This is a genomic window from Clostridium sp. AF29-8BH (assembly GCF_003478145.1).
Lineage (GTDB): Bacteria > Bacillota > Clostridia > Lachnospirales > Lachnospiraceae > Otoolea > Otoolea fessa.
Map to the genome: position 1 here is coordinate 34468 of NZ_QUEL01000022.1, position 18910 is coordinate 53377.

An 18910-nucleotide genomic window follows, 5' to 3' on the forward strand; every position below is an offset into this window, starting at 1 on the left:
TAGATATGGCAGCAAAAACAGGAAGTTTATCAATCAACAGCGAGAATATTTTCCCGATCATTAAGAAATGGCTTTATTCCGATCATGATATTTTCTATCGTGAGCTGATTTCCAACGGATGCGACGCGATCACGAAGCTGAAAAAGCTGGCGCTGATGGGCGAGTATGAGGAGCCGGGGGAGACGGAGTATAAGATTCAGGTTACCGTTAATTCTGAGGACAAGACGATCACCGTCGAGGATAATGGTATCGGTATGACTGCCGAGGAAGTGGAAGAGTACATTAACCAGATCGCATTTTCCGGTGCACAGGATTTCTTGGCAAAATATAAGGACAAAGCAAACGAAGACCAGATCATCGGTCATTTCGGTTTGGGTTTCTATTCTGCATTCATGGTAGCGGACAAGGTTACGATCGATACTCTTTCTTATAAGAAAGACGCAGAGCCGGTTCACTGGGAGTCTGAGGGCGGCACTGAGTTTGCGATGGATAAGGGCGATAAGGAAGGCAATGGTACCAAGATTGTCCTTTATTTAAATGAAGACAGCACTGAGTTTTGCAATGAGTATCGCGCACGTGAAGTCATCCAGAAGTACTGCTCTTTCATGCCGGTTGAGATTTACCTGAAAAATGCAACGGCAGAGCCGGAGTATGAGACGATCGAGAAGGATCAGCTGACCGACAAGGACACCATCGTTGAGACGGTGGTCGAGGAAGCAAAGACCGAGGAAAAGGAGAAAGAGGACGGCACGAAAGAGACCGTGGAGGTATCTCCGAGAACCGAGAAATATAAGATCCTGAAACGTCCGGTGGCACTGAATGACATTCACCCGCTGTGGAACAAGCATCCGAACGAGTGTACCGAGGAAGAATACAAAGAATTTTACCGCAAGGTATTTATGGATTACAAGGAACCGCTGTTCTGGATTCATCTGAACATGGATTATCCGTTCAACCTGAAAGGTATTCTGTACTTCCCGAAGATCAACATGGAGTACGAGAGCATTGAGGGCACCATCAAGCTGTACAACAACCAGGTATTTATCGCGGATAATATCAAGGAAGTTATTCCGGAGTTCCTGATGCTCTTAAAGGGCGTGATCGACTGCCCGGATCTGCCGTTAAATGTATCGAGAAGTGCGCTGCAGAATGATGGATTTGTAAAGAAGATTTCCGATTACATCACCAAGAAGGTAGCGGACAAGCTGACCGGTATGTGCAAGACAGACCGTGAGACCTATGAGAAATATTGGGACGATATCGCTCCATTTATCAAATTTGGCTGCTTAAAGGATCAGAAATTTGCTGAGAAGATGGATGACTACATCATTTACAAGAATCTGGACGGAAAATATCTGACGCTGAAAGACTGCATGGATAAGGCGAAAGAGGAAGGTCATGAGAACCAGATCTACTATGTAACAAATGAGAAAGAGCAGAGCCAGTACATCAACATGTTCAAGGCAAACGGACAGGATGCGATCATCATGTCTCACAGCATTGATAATCCATTCATCAGCCAGGAAGAGCAGAAGCATGAGAACCTGAAATTCCTGCGTATTGATGCCGATGTCAATGACACGCTGTGCGAGGAAGTGAAGGAAGAGGACAAGGAAGCGCTCAAGAAACAGGAAGAGACGCTGACAGAGACCTTCAAGAAAGCACTGGGCGATGATAAGCTGCAGGTAAAGGTTGAGAAGCTGAAGGATGCTGAGATTTCTTCGATGATCACCCTGTCGGAGGAAACACGCCGTATGCAGGATATGATGAAGATGTACAACATGGGCATGGACGCGTCGATGTTCGGCGGCAGCGGTCAGGTGCTGGTACTCAACGCGAACAACAAGCTCGTTCAGTACGTCTTAGAGCACACGGATGGCGAGAATACGCCGAAGATCTGCGAACAGCTCTACGACCTGGCACAGCTCAGCCACGGTTCCCTGACATCGGAGCGCATGACGAAGTTTATCGCACGGTCGAATGAGATTATGGGTATGATGCTGAACTAAGGGCGTCTGGTTCACGACTGTTTTATATAGGAAAATATGTTAAAATATCATATATGATATAATGACGGAGCTGCTGCACGTAAATGTGGCAGCTCTTTTATTACCTGTCGTAAGAGAGCAAATGGGATTCACTATTTCACGAATTTAGGATTTATGATAGAATAGGAGCACTTAGCAAGGTTTTTTCAGATTTGACGGGGAGGTGCGTGTATGTTTGGAATCGGAGGATGGAAACAGGTTGGCGCGACGTTTGATATGAAACGGCAGGCGGCGATCAGGGAGCAGCTGGAACAGGAGGGAATTGAGTATCAGGTCAAGGTGCAGAACCGTCTGAAATCGGGCGTGCTTTCCGGCAATCAGCGGGCGAGGCTGGGAAGTGCGGGAGAAAATGCGGCATCGGAACGGGAATATCTGTTTTATGTGCAGAAAGCAGAGGAGGAAAAGGCGCGCCGTGTGATAGAAAGCGCCGGAAGATAAAACAGGTATTTTCTGAGAATGAAAGGCCTGAATGACGAAGGAGAGAAAATGGGAGAGGGAAACTGGAACGAATCGGATCTTTGGCAGCGGGAGGCAGAAGAAAATGGTCTGCAAATGGAACCTGAGCTGCAGAATGCGGTTCAGAGTCCGAAACAAATCCGAAAAAACTGCCGCCGCGAGGTGCGCCGTGTCTGCAATGTCCTCGGCTGGGCGCTGGCATTTTTCAGCGTGATGACGGTACTTGTCAGCATACTTCTGGAAGTGGCTGGCAACGTATGGGCGGACGGAGGCGTGATCAGTACGTTTTTGAACCGGATGGTAAATGCAGCGTGGTATGAGGACGGCGGAAGCACGCTGGTCATCTATGCGCTGGTTCTTCCATTCGTATTTTTAATTCTGCGCCTTGTCCCGGAAGAACGGGCAGAGAAAATGAAGATTAGTTTCCTGCAGTTCTGTATGTTTTTTATTTTGGCACAGGGATTTGGAACTATCTTTAACCTGCTGGGAAATGCAATCAATGATGCGGTGGCGGCAAGTAGCGGCGGCGATGCATCCGCGATGAACCCGGTCAACGAGATGCTGGATTCGCTCTCGCCGGTAATGATTTTATATGTAGGGTTTTTAGGACCCATTATTGAGGAATATATCTTTCGATGGAAACTCTTAAACCGATTGCGCCGTTTTGGCGATAAGGCGGCGATTACCTACACGGCGCTGATGTTTGGTCTGATGCACGGAAATGTGACGCAGTTTCTCTATGCGGCGGTGATTGGCGTGGTTCTGGGATATGTGGCGGTGAAGACGGGACGGATGCGTTATAATTGTCTGCTGCATATTCTGATCAACAGCTGGTCGTTAGTGATAGCGATGCTTGGAACACAGGATACGCTGCTGCCGCTGTTTATCACGTTTCTGATGACCGGGTTTATGGGCTGCACGATCATCGGGGCGTTTGTTCTGCTGATTTTCAATTTCCGGAAAATCCGGCTGTCCGATGGGCACTCCCAGAGGGAGTGAAATTCCGCAATATATGTGGGGCAATGTATGGGAATCTCGGAACAGTGGCATTTATTCTGGTAAGTTTGATTACGATGGCGTTTTTCTTGTCGAGATGATGTGGTGGTCAGTTGCTGTTCACAAGTAGGCACTTTTGGAAGTGAAAGTGCCGTAAGATAACGTGGTGGCAGCAGGAATTAGTTGTATTTAAATGCGAAGCCACGGTAACGCTGTTCATGTGTTTGTCGTGTATTTCACGGGATTCTGCTTGACTTCCTACTGTGTGATTACTATAATAAATAGTAATGAATACTACGTGATGTAAATTGCGTAACGGGAGGACGTTATGTTATATAAAATTATTGGTGACAGCTGCATGGATTTGACGGAGGAACTGAAATTGGATCCGCATTTTCAGATGATTCCGCTGACCCTGCAGATAGGGGATTACAAGGTAACGGATGATGAGACATTTAACCAGAAGGAGTTTCTGGCAAAGGTAAAGGCAAGTTCCGAGTGCCCGAAGACGGCGTGTCCATCGCCGGAGAGCTTCAAGGAAGCATTTGAGGGCGAGGCAGAATATATTTTCGTGGTAACGCTTTCGAACCATCTGAGCGGCTGCTACAACTCGGCGGCTTTGGCAAAACGCCTTTATGAGGAAGAGAACGGAACGGACGGGAAGAAGATTGCAGTCATTGATTCCCTGTCGGCGTCGGCGGGCGAGTTAAATATTGCGCTGTTCATCCGGGATCTGTGCGAGAAAGGTCTTCCGTTTGAGGAGATCTGCAGGCAGACGGAGGCATATCGGGATTCGATGAACACGTATTTCGTCATTGAGACACTTGATTTCTTAAAGAAAAATGGCCGTCTGACCGGTTTGACGGCTTTTATCGCGTCGGCGCTGAATATCAAGCCGGTTATGGGCGCGGACAGCGGTACGATCATCAAGCTTGATCAGGCGCGCGGCATGACCCGGGCGCTCGACCGGATGGCGGAGATTGCGTGCAAAGAGGGCGGCGATACCACAAGCAAACGTCTGGTGATCGCACACTGTAATAACCCGGAACGTGCTGAGCACGTGAAAGAGATCATGTGTAAACGGGCAAACTTCCGTGAGGTAGTGATCACGAATACGGCTGGCGTTGCAACCGTATATGCGGGCGACGGCGGAATCATTATGACACTGTAGGGAGAAAGAGTGGGTGATGACAGCTGGAAAGGTGGAAAACGCCGGACAGCTGCGATTGATTGAGGAAAAATGAAGCATACATTTTTTAGTAAATGCACGAAAATGCCGTTCAGATACCGGACGGCATTTCTTTTATCCAGAATTGGAAATTTGACAATTTTGGCAGGAATGACGCTTTTGCTTGGCGGATGCCAGGCGGGAGGTTCCATATGGAAAGAGACAATCTCATTGGAGCCAAAAGACAAAACGGTATCGGAAGAAACGCTTGATCCGGAAACAGATATAGACGGGCAGATGGAGTCAGAACAGGTAGATGGCGCGGAACTGGGGGTGGAAATGCAGGGGCAGGACGAATCTGGCAAACTTGAGGCAGAACCGGGAGAAAATGATTCAAATGAGTGTTCGCTTCTGTTTGCCGGAGATATCTATTTTTCCAACCATGTTTTAAATGCCTACGACCGTGTGGGAGGTATCGGTGGCGTCCTCGGAGAGAGCTTGCGGGAGACGATCGCAGAGTCTGATATTTTTATGGCAAACCTGGAATTTCCGTTCAGCGACCGGGGAACACAGGCGGCGGATAAACAGTTTACGTTCCGGGTATCGCCGTCCCGCGTGTCTATTTTACAGGAGATCGGACCAGACATCGTGACGGTGGCGAACAACCATGCGCTAGATTACGGCACGGACGCACTGCTGGACACGTGCGATACGCTGGACAGTGCCGGGATTTTGCATGTTGGGGCGGGAAAAAATCTGGAAGAGGCGAAACAGCCGCAGATCATTGAGAAAAATGGAAAAAAGATTGGTTTTCTGGGCGCGTCGCGCGTCTTTCCGACGGGCGGATGGGCGGCAGGATCGTCGCATCCGGGCATGTTTTCGGCGTATGACACGGCTTCGGTCGTGCAGGAGATCCAGAAGGTAAAGAAAGAGTGTGATTATCTGGTTGTCTATGTCCACTGGGGTATCGAGCGGAACACGCAGCCAGAGGCGTACCAGCGGGAGATGGGACATCAATACATCGACGCGGGCGCTGATCTGGTGGTTGGCAGCCATCCACATGTGCTGCAGGGGATTGAGCTGTATCATGGAAAATGGATTCTGTACAGTCTTGGAAATTTTGTGTTCGGAAGCTCGATTCCGGAGACAATGCTGGTGCAGGCGTCGGTAGATGCACAGGGAGAGACGGCGCTTTCGATTGTGCCTGCAACTTCATCCGCCGGATATACGAGAGAGCTGGACGTGGGGAAGAAAGAGGCGTTTTACCAGAAGATACAGGGGCTTTCGGACGGCGTGCAGATTGATGAGAATGGAAAGGTGCAGGTGCAGTAAAATCAATTCGTGAAATCCTGCCCCTGAAAACACCCGCTTTCCCTCAGTGCCTTGGAAAACGTATTCAAAAACGCCCGCTTATTTCCACTCCATTCCGGTGCGACCAGCAATTTTTTCGGTCCATCGCCGCTGATCCGGTGGATGACCATATCGGGCGGCAGCAGGCGGATACATTCGATCAGCAGCTCAATGTATTCGTCCATTGAAAAGATCGGAAAAGGTGCTTGTTCGTAGAGCTCTGCCAGCTTCGTGCCGCGTAAAATGTGGAGAAGCTGAAGTTTGATGCCGTCGATGGCGGGCTGGAAATCGGCCAGATAGCGGACGGTATCGAGCATCTGGGCTTTCGTTTCATCAGGCAGCCCCAGAATGACATGGACGATGACGGTCAGACCGGCGGCTTTCAGTTCACGGACGGCATTTTCAAAGACCGGGAGGGAATAACCGCGCTGGATGCGCGCGGCACTTTCCTCATGGATGGTCTGAAGTCCCAGTTCCACCCAGACCGGTTTTCGACGGTTTAAGCGGGCGAGAAGCTCCATGACATCCGGCGGCAGGCAGTCCGGGCGAGTTCCGATGGACAGAGCAGCCACATCCGGGTGGGCGATTGCTTCGGAAAAAAGCGGCTCCAGATAGGAGACAGGCGCATAGGTATTTGTGTAGGACTGGAAATATGCGACATATTTTCCACCCTTTATTTTATTTGCGACACGCGTCTTTGCCGCTTCGATCTGTTCGGTCACGGAGGTGTGAGCCGGCTCTGCAAAATCGCCGGAACCGCCGTGGCTGCAGAAAATGCAGCCGCCCGTTCCCAGCGTACCGTCCCGGTTGGGACAGGTCATGCCGCCGTCGAGCGCCAGCTTGTAGATTTTCTGCCCAAATTGGTCTTTCAGCCATGCATTTAACGAATAGTAAGGGCGGCCGTCGGAGTAGCGGCGGGGTGGAACAGAAAATGACCGACCATTGGAGGCGGCGGGGGTATGATGAAATTTTCAGGTAATGATATATGGGATTGAGTCGTTGATTTCATAGGAACTCCTGTGTTTTAATCAAAAATAGTAACTGAACAGTTGCCAAAAATATTACATATAAATGAAAGCTTACCAGAACCACAGCATTTTGTAAATACACGAAAGAATATCGTATTGAGGCATTTTGAGGAAAATGATATAATGAGCGCAGAAGAAAAGAATGCGGCTGCGAAGCAGACATATTCTTTTCTTGCGCCATTAACGAACGAACAGCCATGCGAAGCAGGGCGGTAGAGCGCGATAGCGCAGGTTCGTGAGTTATGATATAATACATACAAGAAGTCAGATTGAATCAAAATATCTGAAATCATAATCATATAAAGGAAACAATTGTTCACGGGTAGGCACTTTTGGAACCGAAAGTGCCGTAAGAAAACGTGGTGGCAGCAGGAATTTGCCGTATTAAAATGCGAAGCCACGGCAAATTCCGTTACTGGGCACGTATGCGTGAACAGTAACAAACAATTTGGGGAAAAGGAGAATGGATATGTCAGTCAAAGAAACACTGAAACAGCTGGAATCTGAGAAAACGAAAGTGCTGATGGCAGAATTATACGGGGCAGAGAAAGCGGAGGAGAACCGGGCGCGTTACCGCTATGTGGCAGAGCGCTTTGAGAAAACATATGGGGAACGTGATATCAAGCTGTTTACTTCCCCGGGACGGACGGAGATCAGCGGCAACCACACCGATCACAATCATGGCAAGGTGCTGGCGGGCAGCATCAACCTGGACTGCGTCGGCGCGGCGGCACCGAACGGAACCGACACGATCCGCATATTAAGTGAGACATTTCATCAAAATTTCAGCATCCATTTAAGCGACTTGAAACCGAGCACGGGTATGAGCGGCACCATCGACCTGACAAAGGGCATTTTAAAGGGCTTTGAGGAGAGAGGATACAAGGTCGGCGGATTTGACGCATACATTACCAGCAATGTTATCAGCGCGGCGGGCGTCAGCTCTTCGGCTTCCTATGAGATGCTGATCTGCTCTATGTTAAATACGATGTTTAACGAGGGAAAGATGGATGTTGTCACCTACGCCCACATCGGAAAATATGCAGAAAACAAGTTCTGGAACAAGGCGTCGGGTCTGCTCGATCAGATGGCGTGCGCGGTCGGCGGTCTGATTACGATCGATTTTAAAAATCCGGAAGCGCCGGTTGTGGAGAAGATTGATTTTGATTTCGGCGCGCAGGATCACAGCCTGATGATTGTAAATACGGGAAAAGGCCACGCGGATCTGAGCGCAGATTATTCTTCCGTTCCAAACGAGATGAAAAAAGTAGCACAGTACTTTGGAAAAGAGGTCTGCGCGGAGATTTCCGAGGAAGAGGTGATCGCAAACCTGGCGAAAGTGCGTGCATTTGCGGGAGACCGTTCCGTGATGCGTGCGTTCCATTTCTTTGAGGAAAATAAGAGAGTGGAGCAGGAAGTAAAGGCTCGGGAAAATGATTTTGCTGCCTTTTTGGAGGGAATCACAGCTTCGGGCAATTCTTCCTGGAAATGGCTTCAGAATGTATACACGACTGCAGACGTGCAGGAGCAGGGCATCAGCATTGCACTGGCGCTGACGGAATTGTTTATCGCGAAAAAAGGACGCGGCGCGTGCCGGGTTCATGGCGGCGGCTTTGCCGGTGTTATCATGGCGATGATTCCGAACGATCTGGTGGACGAGTATACAGAATACATTGAAAATGCGATCGGAGAGGGCAATGTATACCGCATGAGCATCCGCCCGCACGGCGCGATCTGCGTGAGCGAGCGCATCTAAAAATTGGGATCTGGAAAGGCGGTGGAGTTTATGGGAAATAAAAATTTGATTATCACAATCGAGAGGGAGTACGGAAGCGGCGGACGTATTGTGGGACGCAAGCTGGCAGAGGAGCTGGGGCTTCATTTCTACGACGATGAGATCTTAAAGATGGCGTCGGAGAAGAGTGCGGTCGGAGAGGAATTTTTCCGTTTAGCGGATGAGAAAGCGGGAAACAACCTGCTTCACCGTCTGGCTGGCGCGAAGAAGGCAGATGTGTTCGGAAAGCCGTCCCTGAAAGGCGATGTGACATCGCCGGATAACCTGTTTAAATTCCAGGCGATGGTGATGCGGGAGCTGGCAGAACAGGAATCGTGCGTATTTGTAGGCCGTGCGGCTGGCTATGTGCTGGATCAAGACGAGGAGATCGAAAATCTGGTCCGCATCTTTGTCTATGCCGACCGTGTGCGCCGCGTGCAGCGCGTTATGGAAGTAGACTGCATCAGTGAAGAAAGAGCGAAGAAGCGCATCCGGAAGATTGAGAATGAGCGGAAGAATTATTATAAATATTTTACTGGAAATGACTGGAAAAACATGAAGAACTACGATCTTCCGATCAATACGACCCGCCTCGGACTGGACGAGACGGCGGAGCTGATCAAGGAATATGTGAAGCTGCGCGGGTATATGAAGTAGGGGAAAATGAAAACAACCTGTCTGTGATGCAGGCTAAAAATTTCAGTTGAAGATTGCAGGAAGCAGGGCAGATTTGTAAGATGAGAAGTACCAGCGGATCGCCAGCTCAATCAGCTCCCAGAATGCTGGGAGAGTGATTCCGGCATTCTGAATTTGCCTTTGACGACAGTAGAATCATTACGACCTTATTACAAATTATTTACGGTTTGAAGCGGTATATTGACGGTCAAGATAGAAAAATGATACAATGATTTCAGAAAGAAAGGGGGCGAAAGAATGAGAAGTGCATCTGAATTTAGGCAAATGGCGCGTGAGACACTGCGCGGAAACTGGAAACTTGCGATGGGAACGGGATTAGCAGCGTCCCTGATCGGTGCGGAGATTGCCGATACGGCGCCAAATGGAATATCAGAGCTGCAAAAAGTGATACAGGCACGACCGGAAGTGAAGAATGTGCTGACGCAGGTATTTCCGATGCGCAGCATGCTTCTGCCCTGGGTGCTTTTGCTTATCTGGGGCTTGATGGTGGTTATTATTGGAGGTGCGGGGCAGATGGGATACGCCCGTTTCCATCTGAATCTGGCAGAGAAAAAGGAAGCGTCCTTTTCTGATTTATTTTCCCAGTTTTCGCGGATCACAGATGGCGTGGCGATGGTATTTGTGCGCGGCTTTTATATATATTGCTGGACCTGCCTGTTTTTCGTTCCGGGGTTTATAAAGACGTACAGCTATGCGATGACACCATATGTGCTGATGGAACATCCAGAATATTCCGCTAACGAGGCGATCACCGAGTCGCGCCGCCTGATGGATGGGAAAAAATGGAATTTATTCTGCCTGACCTTTAGCTTTATCGGCTGGCGGCTGATCTGCAGCATTCAATATATAATACCAGCGGTTCTTTTGTATACACAGGGAAGGCTCAGTGGTGTGACCGTGCTGTTTCTGGCAGTGCTGTTTCTGGCAGTGCTAATGAGACCGCTCAATATTGGCTATCTGTTTCTGCGCCCATATGAGGAGGCGGCATTTGCGGCATTTTATAGGGACGTGCGGGATGAGAAGAGGCAAATAGAAGAGATAGAAATGCAGGATAAGTGGAGTGAGAATGAGCCGGAGAAAAGTGAAAATGCGTGAACTCTGTCTGTACAAAAATGAAATCATTTGCATAGAACTGTGCTTGTGTAAGGATAGACGGAACAATAAAAATCTTTGAAAATCAAATTGGCGAAAGCCCAAAATAAGAATCTGCAATCAAAAATTTCCTCAGAAAGTGGTCAAAATGAAAGCTTTCTGAGGAGTTTTTTTGAGTTGTATTATTTATTTTGTTTTAGTCCATCCGTGCTTTCTCAGACAGCAAATGTTTCTGGCAATAGAAGAATGCCGGAATCAGAAATGCATCGGCGAGCAGCCATGCAAGCGGCGAGGCAAAACAGATGATGATGTAGCCAAAGATCGGCACCAGCAGGAAGCCGACCATGGCGCGGGCGATCATTTCGCAGACACCTGCCAGGATGGCGAGCAGGCTGTAGCCCATTCCCTGAATCGTGAAACGCCATACATTGACGATTGTCAGAGGTATGTAGAACAGGGAGTTGAAGGTCAGGAACTGGTGCGCCTGATGGATTACAACTGTTTCCGAGGCATCGACGAAGAGAAGCGGAATCACGCCGCCAAACACGGTCAGCACGATGCACGCCGCAATGGAGTAGATGCCGCCGATGAGAGTCGCGGACCGGACGCCCTGGCGGATGCGGTCTACCTTTCCGGCACCGGCGTTCTGTCCGGCGTAGGTTGCCATCGTGCCGCCCAGTGCGTCAAACGGGCAGCAGAAGAACATGCCGATCTTCTGACCTGCGGTGACGGAGGCAACTGCGATGGAACCTAAGGAGTTGATGGCAGTCTGGATGACAACCGAGCCGATCGCGGTGATCGAGTATTGGAGTCCCATCGGCACACCCATTTTGCAGAGAATGTAAATGTGTCTGCCGCTGATGCGCGTTTCCTCACGGTGCATATGCAGAATTTCAAATTTTTTCTTCATATAGATCAGGCAGAGAATACCGGATACTGCCTGAGAGATAACAGTTGCATAGGCAGCTCCGGCGGTGCCGGTTCCGATCTGTACGATGAAAAGCAGATCCAGCGCAATGTTTAAAAGGCTGGATAAAATCAGGAAATAGACCGGCGTTTTGGAGTCGCCGAGCGCACGGATGATGCCCGCCAGCGTATTGTACAGGTAGGTCGCCGGGATGCCTGCAAATACGAAGAAAATGTAGCTGTACGCGCCGTCGATGATATTGTCCGGCGTCTGCATCCAGACGAGAATCTGGCGTGTCATCAGGCAGACGATCACGGTCATGATCACGGCAAAACAGGAGGCGACCCATCCGGCATTGGCGACGAAACGGCGCATATCCTTGTAATCCTGTGCGCCGAACCGCTGTGCAACCGGAATGGAAAAGCCGGTGCAGACGCCGATGACGAAACCGTTAATCATAAAGTTGATGGCAGAGGTGGAACCGACCGAAGCCAGCGCATCAACGCCGAGAAATTTTCCAACTATGATCGTATCGACCATGCTGTAAAACTGCTGGAATAAAAGTCCCATCAGCATCGGAACCGCAAAGCCCAGAATCAGCTTCGCCGGGTTTCCATTTGTCATATCTTTTATGGTAGAGCGTTGCGAAGAGCGGCTCATGGAAAAATCATCCTTTCTAAAAAACGATTATAAAACTCTGAGAGTAGATTTTATAAGAAATACATAAAATTGGCAATCCGAAAAATCACGAAAAAAAGAAAAATAGAGGCACTTTTTTTGTGATATAGAAGCGGGCTGGTCAGCACGCGGTATTTTACAATCAGTGACATACATGGTATCATAACGGGTAGAGTGATTTTTATTTCATAGGAAATTGCGTCCTATGAAACAAAAAAACGCTTCGCGAGGATGCGCACTCGCGCGAAGCAGAAACATGTCGCAAGCGACTGCGCGAGACGCCCGAATGTGCCAAGGCACATTCTTTTTCATATAGAACGGAAATGAGGGTAACATACATGAAGAGACTGGCGGTGGGAATCCTGGCGCACGTAGATGCGGGGAAGACAACATTATCAGAGGCGATGCTCTATGCGGGCGGCATGATCCGCCATCTGGGGCGGGTGGACAAGGGCGATGCGTTCCTGGACACATATGAATTGGAGAAAAAGCGCGGAATCACGATTTTTTCCAAGCAGGCGCGGCTTGCATGGGATGATATGGATGTGACGCTCTTGGACACGCCGGGACATGTGGATTTTTCAGCGGAAATGGAGCGGGTGCTTCAGGTGCTGGACTATGCGGTGCTGGTCATCAGCGGTTCAGACGGCGTGCAGGGGCATACAAGGACGCTGTGGCGGCTGCTGGCGCGCTACCAGATTCCGGCGTTCCTTTTTATCAATAAAATGGATCTGGCGCCGGGACGGGAACAGGAGGTCCTGCGCGACCTAAAAGAGTCGCTGGGCGGCAACTTCGTTGATTTTGGTGCGGACGGGACGGAAAGTTTCTATGAAGAGGCAGCAGTCAGCGGCGAAGCGGAATTGGAGGAATTTCTGGAGACGGGACAGGTGTCTAAAGATGCGATCCGCAGCCGGATTGCCAGCCGGGATCTGTTTCCGTGTTATTTTGGTTCGGCGCTCAAAAATACGGGCGTGGAAGAATTTATGCGCGGTTTGGAAGAATATACGCTGGAACCAGTGTATCCGGACGAATTTGGGGCGAAAATATTTAAAATTGTGCGCGACAACCAGGGCGAACGCCTGACTTATATGAAGATCACGGGCGGCGTGCTGCATGTCAAAGACCGGATCGGCGAGGAAAAGGTAAATCAGCTCCGCCTGTATTCAGGCGATAAGTATGAGGCAGTGAGCGAGGCACCGGCGGGCATGATCTGTGCGGCGACGGGACTTTTGCACACGAAACCGGGCGAGGGGCTGGGAAGCTGTGAGATGGGAGCAGAACCAGTGCTGGAGCCGGTTCTTACCTACCGGGTGGAACTTCCGTATGATGTAGATGCGGCGGCTATGCTTCCGAAGCTTCTGCAGCTGGAGGAGGAAGAGCCGGAGCTGCATATCGTGTGGGAAGAGGAGAAAAAGGAGATCCACGCCCAGATCATGGGCGAGATCCAGATGGAGATCTTAAAAAGCCTGATTGCGGAGCGGTTTGGAGTCGAGGTGCGCTTTGGCGGACGCAGTATTGTATACAAAGAGACTATCACCGATACGGTGGAGGGCGTCGGTCATTTTGAGCCGCTGCGCCATTATGCGGAGGTACATCTGCTTCTGGAACCGGGAGAGCCGGGCAGCGGGCTGGTGTTTGATACCGATTGCAGCGAAGATATTTTAAGTAAAAACTGGCAGCGGCTGGTGCTGACGCATCTGGAAGAAAAGGTACACCGGGGCGTTCTGATCGGGGCGCCGATCACGGATATGAAAATTACGCTGAAATCGGGACGTGCCCATGTGAAACATACAGAAGGTGGCGATTTCCGACAGTCCGTGTATCGGGCGGTTCGTCAGGGGTTGATGCAGGCGCATTCGGTGTTGTTGGAACCGTTTTATGCTTTTCATTTGACGATACCGGACAAGATGGTAGGACGTGCGATGACTGATCTGGAGCGGCGGTTTGCCGTTTTTGAGGGACCGGTGCTGGAGGACGGGGAGGCAATATTAACCGGACGTGCCCCAGTATCGGCGCTCGATGGATATCAGACGGAGGTGACGGCGTACACGGGCGGATTGGGACAGATGATCTGCACGCTCGATGGCTACGGACCATGCCACAATGAAGAAGAAATCATTGCGGCAGCCGGGTATGATGCGGATGCGGATTTGGCAAACCCGAGCGGATCTGTTTTCTGTACGCACGGAGTGGGATTTGTCGTCAACTGGGATGAGGTCAAAGACTATATGCATCTGGAAAGCTGCCTGGGTGCGTCCAATGGAAAGCGGCGGATGGAGGCGATCCCTGAGCTGGGTGCGCGCTCCTCGGATGGACAGGGCGGCGGCGCTTCGGAAGAAATGTGGATCGGAACGGACGAGGTCGATGCGATTCTCGCTCGCACCTACCATGCAAATAAAAAGGAAGACGGCGGAAAACGCCGGTGGGGCGGAAAGAGCAAACGCCCGGCGGAAACCTATGGTGCCGGAGTGTACGGAGAGACGGCGCGGAGGCAGGAAGCGGTGAGACAGAAGAGCGATTCGAAAGTCGGGACAGCTGAAACTTTGGCATCTGGAAGTGAAGGAAAATCGGGAAGTTCTGTGGCTGGAAATGCAGGAAAATTGGAACATGCAGGCAAAGCGCCGGAAAGTGGCGGAGCGGGCAGCAGAACCGGCGGCTCCAAAGGGAAAATGGCATCGGCGGTACGGGAATACTTGCTGGTAGATGGCTACAACATTATTTTCTCCTGGGATGAGTTAAATGAGCTGGCGAAGATCAACATTGATAGCGCCCGTGGTAAGCTGCTGGATATTCTCTGCGATTATCAGGGAAGCCGCGGTATCGAGGTGATAGCGGTGTTCGACGCCTACCGGGTGCAGGGACACCGGACGGAGGTGACGGATTACCACAACATTCATGTAGTCTTTACGAAAGAGGCGGAGACAGCTGACCAGTACATCGAGAAATTTGCCCATGAAAATGGGCGGAAATATACGGTGATGGTAGCGACCTCCGACCGTCTGGAACAGATCATCATCCGTGGGCAGGGCTGCGGGCTGTATTCGGCGCGGGATTTTGAGGAAGAGGTAGACCGTGTGAAGAATCAGACACGTGAGCATACCAACCGACCGCATAGCGGACATAAAAATTATCTGTTGGATTCGGTGCCGGAGGAGGTGCTGCGGCAGGTGAAGAAGGACGAATAATGTATAAAAAGCGGATGTTCGTATAGATTACTCGAAGGCATGAATCAGATCCTTCTGCATAAATTTCATCAGTTCTGCTGCCGCAGGCGACTGCATTTCCCATACGGGGGCGGCGATGCCGATCTCAAAGGACGGGGAAGTGTCGAGAGGCAGTGTCACAACCGGTCCATCCCATTGTCGGGATAAAATGCGGTTGATCAGGGTAACGCCCATTCCTGCGGCGACCATCGTCCATGCAGCCGGGACATCGGAAGTCGAGGCGCAGATATGGGGCGTGATGTGGTGCTTTGCCAGAAGCCGGGAATTATCTGTTTCCATGTTGGGGTGAATGGAAATATAATTTTCATTGGCAAGATCCTGAAGCGGATAAATGCCCATCTCAACCGCCGGGTGTGACTGCGGAACCCAGATGCAGATTGTGTTCTCGCAGAGTGGAATGAAGGTATCGATCCCATCGCGGCGGCTGATGATACAGAAATCAAGCGCCTGTTCCTGAAGCAGGCTGCACAGATGGGAGCTAAGAGTATCAACAATATCGAATACATATTGGTTGGAGATTACTACATCCCGGATCGGAAGCTTCCCAATGAGGAACGCCCTATCGGGAAATATGGGTGGATGCACCGAGAGTATCTGAAGGAGCACAATTCAATGATGTTCAATGATTTGGTTCTGGACGGCCAGCTCTGGACTTACCTTGCCGATTTGAACGAGCAGGCAGAGAACAGATTACAGTTTATTATTAAGCAGATGCAGGAAGCGGAGAATGTAACGGACGAATTGAAAGAACAGAATCAGATGGCATGGGTACAAGCTATGAACAACATTTACAACCGGGCAGAAGAGATTGTGATTCATGAGTTGGTTCTGTAATAAAGAGTAAAATAAGCAAGACTGGATGTTATTCTACGGGAGATTGCATCCAGTCTTTTTTGAAAAAAGCTTACTTTTTTGTATGTGAAATATTTTAATGCGAATTAATGCAAAATTTCACTTACAAATCTTGAATAAATGTGCGTAAAATTATTGCTTATTAAAGTACATCTGTTATAATAAATACATACACAGAAAGAAAACAAATGTGAGTGATTTTAAAAACGAAAGTTGGTGAACACGTGGATATTAGAACGATAGCAAAACAAGTTATTATAGAAAAGGATGGCATTGCCAAAGCAGCAGATTTTGTTCAGGCAGGAATTCATGCTGCTGATGTAGTAAACATGTGCAATGCCGGATACCTTGATCGCATTCGACACGGATATTATCAACTTGCTGAGGCGGATACATCTTCTGAAGAACAACTCATTGCAGCGTTGATTCCAAAGGCAATTATTTGTGTGGAATCGGCTCTTTTTCATTATGGCTATAGTGGCTTTGCACCTCGTAAATGGTCTATTGCTGTACCGAGATCTATGTCCCGGACAAAGCTGGATGTAGATGTACTGGCTTTGCAAACGTATTATGTTCAACCAGAAATATATGAGCTGGGGAGAGTAACGGATGATTTTTACGGGGTTAAGCTCTCCGTATATGATCGAGAGCGTACGATTTGTGATTGCTTCAAATATCGTTCAAGGCTTGATCATGAAATATTTAGTAAGGCATTGAACGCTTATGCAAAGGATGAGAAGAAAAATTTGCAAAATCTTTCCATATATGCCAAAAAACTAAGAGTGTACAAGAAGGTCAATGAATTGATGTCGGTTCTGTTGGAGGGCTGATATTGTTGTATCTGTGCTCATGTGGTTACCTGAATTATTTAAAAATTGTTTATGAGCATCTTATATAGAGAAAATAATGATAGGAATTATGTGAAAGCGAGACGATGAGTATGTTAATGAATACGGCTGAGTATATTTCCATTATTGAAAATATTAAGAGTGAAATTACTGCGGCACAATATCGTGCGGCAGTTCATGTAAATGCAGATATGCTGCTTCTTTATTATGATATTGGTTGCGTAATCAATGAACATAAATCATGGGGAAACAAGTTTATTGATAACCTTGCAGCAGATATTCGGATTGCTTTTCCAGAAAGCAAAGGATATTCTGTTCGTAATTTGAAGTATATGGCAAAATTCGCAGAGATTTATCCAGACCGAGAATTTGTGCAACAGGTTGTTGCACAAATTCCATGGGGTCACAATATAGTTCTTCTGGATAAGGTCGCTGATATGGATGAACGTAAATGGTATATTAAAAAGTCAGCGGAAAACGGCTGGTCTCGAAATGTTCTTGTCCATCAGATTGAAAGCAACTTGTATCAGAGACAGGTTCTGGCAGATAAAGTTACAAATTTTGATCACCGCTTACCGTCTCCGCAAAGTGAACTTGCGGTGCAGACAATGAAAGACCCATATGTATTTGATTTTATTCCTTTCCGGGAAGATATGCTCGAACGGGATATTGAGCAGGCACTTGTTAGGGATGTCACCAAGCTCCTTCTGGAGCTTGGAACAGGGTTTGCATTTCTGGGGAATCAGTATCACCTGAATGTGGGCGGTGATGATTTTTACATTGATTTGTTGTTCTACAACCTGAATCTTCGCTGTTATGTAGTTATCGAATTGAAAACCGGTGATTTCAAGCCGGAATATGCTGGTCAGCTAAACTTTTATCTGTCAGCCGTGGACGGCATTTTGAAAAAAGAGCAGGATAATCCGTCCATTGGTTTGCTTCTGTGCAAAAGCAAAAATAATGTGGTCGCAGAATATTCACTCAAGGATATTTCAAAGCCGATTGGTGTAAGCGAATACAAAATAACCAGTAGTTTGCCGGATAATCTGGAAAAGCAACTGCCATCTGTTGAAGATATTCAGAAACGGATTAAATAAACCTAAGAATCGAAAAACAAAGCAAGATAAAAAGCTAAAAAATTCTTAGTAGTAACACTTTATATTTTACTACCAAGTTTACTACTAACAGGTAGTAACAACTTGCAGGGTTCTGCTCCAATCTGCCACAATTTGTAATTTCAAAGCATATCACAATAACCCCAGAAACCCTTGCAAAACAGGGCATTACTGGGCAAAACAAGGAGAAACAAAACAATGATAAAAATACTTTTCATCTGCCACGGCAGGACTTTGAGTACAGCTATAAGTGGCGATGAAGTGCGATAAAACGGAGCAAATCGTGGTGGAGTGATAGGAAAGGGACTACGGTTTTTATACGGATGACAAGGTGGAGGGAAAGAAAATATCTTATAAAAGTTCAATAATGTAGAATGAATTTAATCTATATAGTTTGTGCTGAACATTACAAGAAAAACGCTTGTATTCACAGTAACTGTTAAACACATAGTAGGTATGTGAGATACCTCTAGAGTTTGTGTGTGTGAATGAATTAATAGTGTTTTGCGTAAGTGATTCAGGGTTTTTAATGTGTCTATTCTTTAATAATAATATTACAGCATTTTTCATGTTTTGATTTATAATTCGTGATTCTATAGTAATCTCCTTTCATTGACCAATGAGTAAAATGTTGTTATAAATCCTTTGACCAATGAGTAAAATGTTGTTATAAATCCT

General features: G+C 48.3%; 14 protein-coding genes and 1 pseudogene. 12 read left to right on the forward strand and 3 right to left on the reverse strand.

Annotated elements, in window-relative coordinates; all coding sequences use genetic code 11:
- The first annotated feature begins 5 nt into the window (after positions 1-5).
- The 5 genes from htpG (at position 6) to DWZ16_RS12315 (ending at position 6000) form a co-directional block, all read left to right on the forward strand.
- Positions 6-2009 carry a molecular chaperone HtpG gene (gene htpG / locus DWZ16_RS12295; protein ID WP_118522945.1) on the forward strand — a complete coding sequence of 668 codons (2004 nt, stop codon included), beginning with the start codon at positions 6-8 and terminating at the stop codon, positions 2007-2009.
- 210 nt (positions 2010-2219) lie between these two features.
- Positions 2220-2486 (forward strand): DUF2007 domain-containing protein, encoded by a 267-nt coding sequence (locus tag DWZ16_RS12300; RefSeq protein WP_118522946.1) that lies wholly within the window; start codon positions 2220-2222, stop codon positions 2484-2486.
- Between the two features lie 48 nt (positions 2487-2534).
- The gene (locus DWZ16_RS12305) at positions 2535-3503 is read left to right on the forward strand and encodes a type II CAAX endopeptidase family protein (protein WP_182427363.1); all 969 of its coding nucleotides are present in this window, start codon (positions 2535-2537) and stop codon (positions 3501-3503) included.
- Positions 3504-3828: 325 nt separating this feature from the next.
- On the forward strand, positions 3829-4671 hold the full coding sequence (locus DWZ16_RS12310; RefSeq protein ID WP_117796881.1) for a DegV family protein: 843 nt from the start codon (positions 3829-3831) through the stop codon (positions 4669-4671).
- Positions 4672-4740: 69 nt separating this feature from the next.
- Positions 4741-6000 carry a CapA family protein gene (locus DWZ16_RS12315; protein ID WP_243022021.1) on the forward strand — a complete coding sequence of 420 codons (1260 nt, stop codon included), beginning with the start codon at positions 4741-4743 and terminating at the stop codon, positions 5998-6000.
- Between the two features lie 2 nt (positions 6001-6002).
- Here DWZ16_RS12315 and DWZ16_RS12320 read toward each other — a convergent pair.
- Positions 6003-6932: pseudogene (locus tag DWZ16_RS12320) on the reverse strand (TIGR01212 family radical SAM protein); the annotation flags it as partial.
- A gap of 583 nt (positions 6933-7515) precedes the next feature.
- On the opposite strand from DWZ16_RS12320, the gene DWZ16_RS12325 reads away from it, so the two are divergent.
- The 3 genes from DWZ16_RS12325 (at position 7516) to DWZ16_RS12335 (ending at position 10611) form a co-directional block, all read left to right on the forward strand.
- Positions 7516-8802 carry a galactokinase gene (locus DWZ16_RS12325; protein WP_118522949.1) on the forward strand — a complete coding sequence of 429 codons (1287 nt, stop codon included), beginning with the start codon at positions 7516-7518 and terminating at the stop codon, positions 8800-8802.
- Positions 8803-8832: 30 nt separating this feature from the next.
- Positions 8833-9477, forward strand: a complete 645-nt coding sequence (locus DWZ16_RS12330; protein ID WP_118522950.1) for an AAA family ATPase — start codon at positions 8833-8835, stop codon at positions 9475-9477.
- A 276-nt stretch (positions 9478-9753) separates the two neighbouring features.
- Positions 9754-10611, forward strand: a complete 858-nt coding sequence (locus tag DWZ16_RS12335; RefSeq protein ID WP_118522951.1) for a DUF975 family protein — start codon at positions 9754-9756, stop codon at positions 10609-10611.
- 193 nt (positions 10612-10804) lie between these two features.
- Here DWZ16_RS12335 and DWZ16_RS12340 read toward each other — a convergent pair whose 3' ends face one another.
- On the reverse strand, positions 10805-12175 hold the full coding sequence (locus tag DWZ16_RS12340; RefSeq protein ID WP_118522952.1) for an MATE family efflux transporter: 1371 nt from the start codon (positions 12173-12175) through the stop codon (positions 10805-10807).
- Positions 12176-12531: 356 nt separating this feature from the next.
- Between DWZ16_RS12340 and DWZ16_RS12345 the strand changes: the two genes are divergently transcribed.
- Complete coding sequence (locus DWZ16_RS12345; protein WP_118522953.1) at positions 12532-15378, forward strand: translation factor GTPase family protein; 2847 nt, start codon at positions 12532-12534, stop codon at positions 15376-15378.
- 27 nt (positions 15379-15405) lie between these two features.
- On the opposite strand, the gene DWZ16_RS12350 is transcribed toward DWZ16_RS12345, so the two are convergent.
- Complete coding sequence (locus DWZ16_RS12350) at positions 15406-16023, reverse strand: LysR family transcriptional regulator substrate-binding protein (protein WP_243022022.1); 618 nt, start codon at positions 16021-16023, stop codon at positions 15406-15408.
- On the opposite strand from DWZ16_RS12350, the gene DWZ16_RS12355 reads away from it, so the two are divergent.
- The 3 genes from DWZ16_RS12355 (at position 15925) to DWZ16_RS12365 (ending at position 18214) form a co-directional block, all read left to right on the forward strand.
- Positions 15925-16251 (forward strand): TnpV protein, encoded by a 327-nt coding sequence (locus tag DWZ16_RS12355; RefSeq protein WP_243022023.1) that lies wholly within the window; start codon positions 15925-15927, stop codon positions 16249-16251. The two genes, DWZ16_RS12350 and DWZ16_RS12355, sit on opposite strands and share 99 nt — an antisense overlap.
- A 212-nt stretch (positions 16252-16463) precedes the next feature.
- Positions 16464-17099 (forward strand): type IV toxin-antitoxin system AbiEi family antitoxin domain-containing protein, encoded by a 636-nt coding sequence (locus DWZ16_RS12360; RefSeq protein ID WP_243022024.1) that lies wholly within the window; start codon positions 16464-16466, stop codon positions 17097-17099.
- Positions 17100-17209: 110 nt separating this feature from the next.
- Entirely contained in the window at positions 17210-18214 is a 1005-nt protein-coding gene (locus DWZ16_RS12365) for a PDDEXK nuclease domain-containing protein (protein ID WP_333489841.1), read from the forward strand.
- Positions 18215-18910 lie beyond the last annotated feature (696 nt).

What these genes read in the sequence shown, in the direction of transcription:
- htpG (WP_118522945.1), top strand. Translation starts at nt 6, where the DNA reads ATGGCAGCAAAAACAGGAAGTTTATCAATCAACAGCGAGAATATTTTC.
- DWZ16_RS12300 (WP_118522946.1), top strand. Translation starts at nt 2,220, where the DNA reads ATGTTTGGAATCGGAGGATGGAAACAGGTTGGCGCGACGTTTGATATG.
- DWZ16_RS12305 (WP_182427363.1), top strand. Translation starts at nt 2,535, where the DNA reads ATGGGAGAGGGAAACTGGAACGAATCGGATCTTTGGCAGCGGGAGGCA.
- DWZ16_RS12310 (WP_117796881.1), top strand. Translation starts at nt 3,829, where the DNA reads ATGTTATATAAAATTATTGGTGACAGCTGCATGGATTTGACGGAGGAA.
- DWZ16_RS12315 (WP_243022021.1), top strand. Translation starts at nt 4,741, where the DNA reads ATGAAGCATACATTTTTTAGTAAATGCACGAAAATGCCGTTCAGATAC.
- DWZ16_RS12325 (WP_118522949.1), top strand. Translation starts at nt 7,516, where the DNA reads ATGTCAGTCAAAGAAACACTGAAACAGCTGGAATCTGAGAAAACGAAA.
- DWZ16_RS12330 (WP_118522950.1), top strand. Translation starts at nt 8,833, where the DNA reads ATGGGAAATAAAAATTTGATTATCACAATCGAGAGGGAGTACGGAAGC.
- DWZ16_RS12335 (WP_118522951.1), top strand. Translation starts at nt 9,754, where the DNA reads ATGAGAAGTGCATCTGAATTTAGGCAAATGGCGCGTGAGACACTGCGC.
- DWZ16_RS12340 (WP_118522952.1), bottom strand. Translation starts at nt 12,175, where the DNA reads ATGAGCCGCTCTTCGCAACGCTCTACCATAAAAGATATGACAAATGGA.
- DWZ16_RS12345 (WP_118522953.1), top strand. Translation starts at nt 12,532, where the DNA reads ATGAAGAGACTGGCGGTGGGAATCCTGGCGCACGTAGATGCGGGGAAG.
- DWZ16_RS12365 (WP_333489841.1), top strand. Translation starts at nt 17,210, where the DNA reads ATGTTAATGAATACGGCTGAGTATATTTCCATTATTGAAAATATTAAG.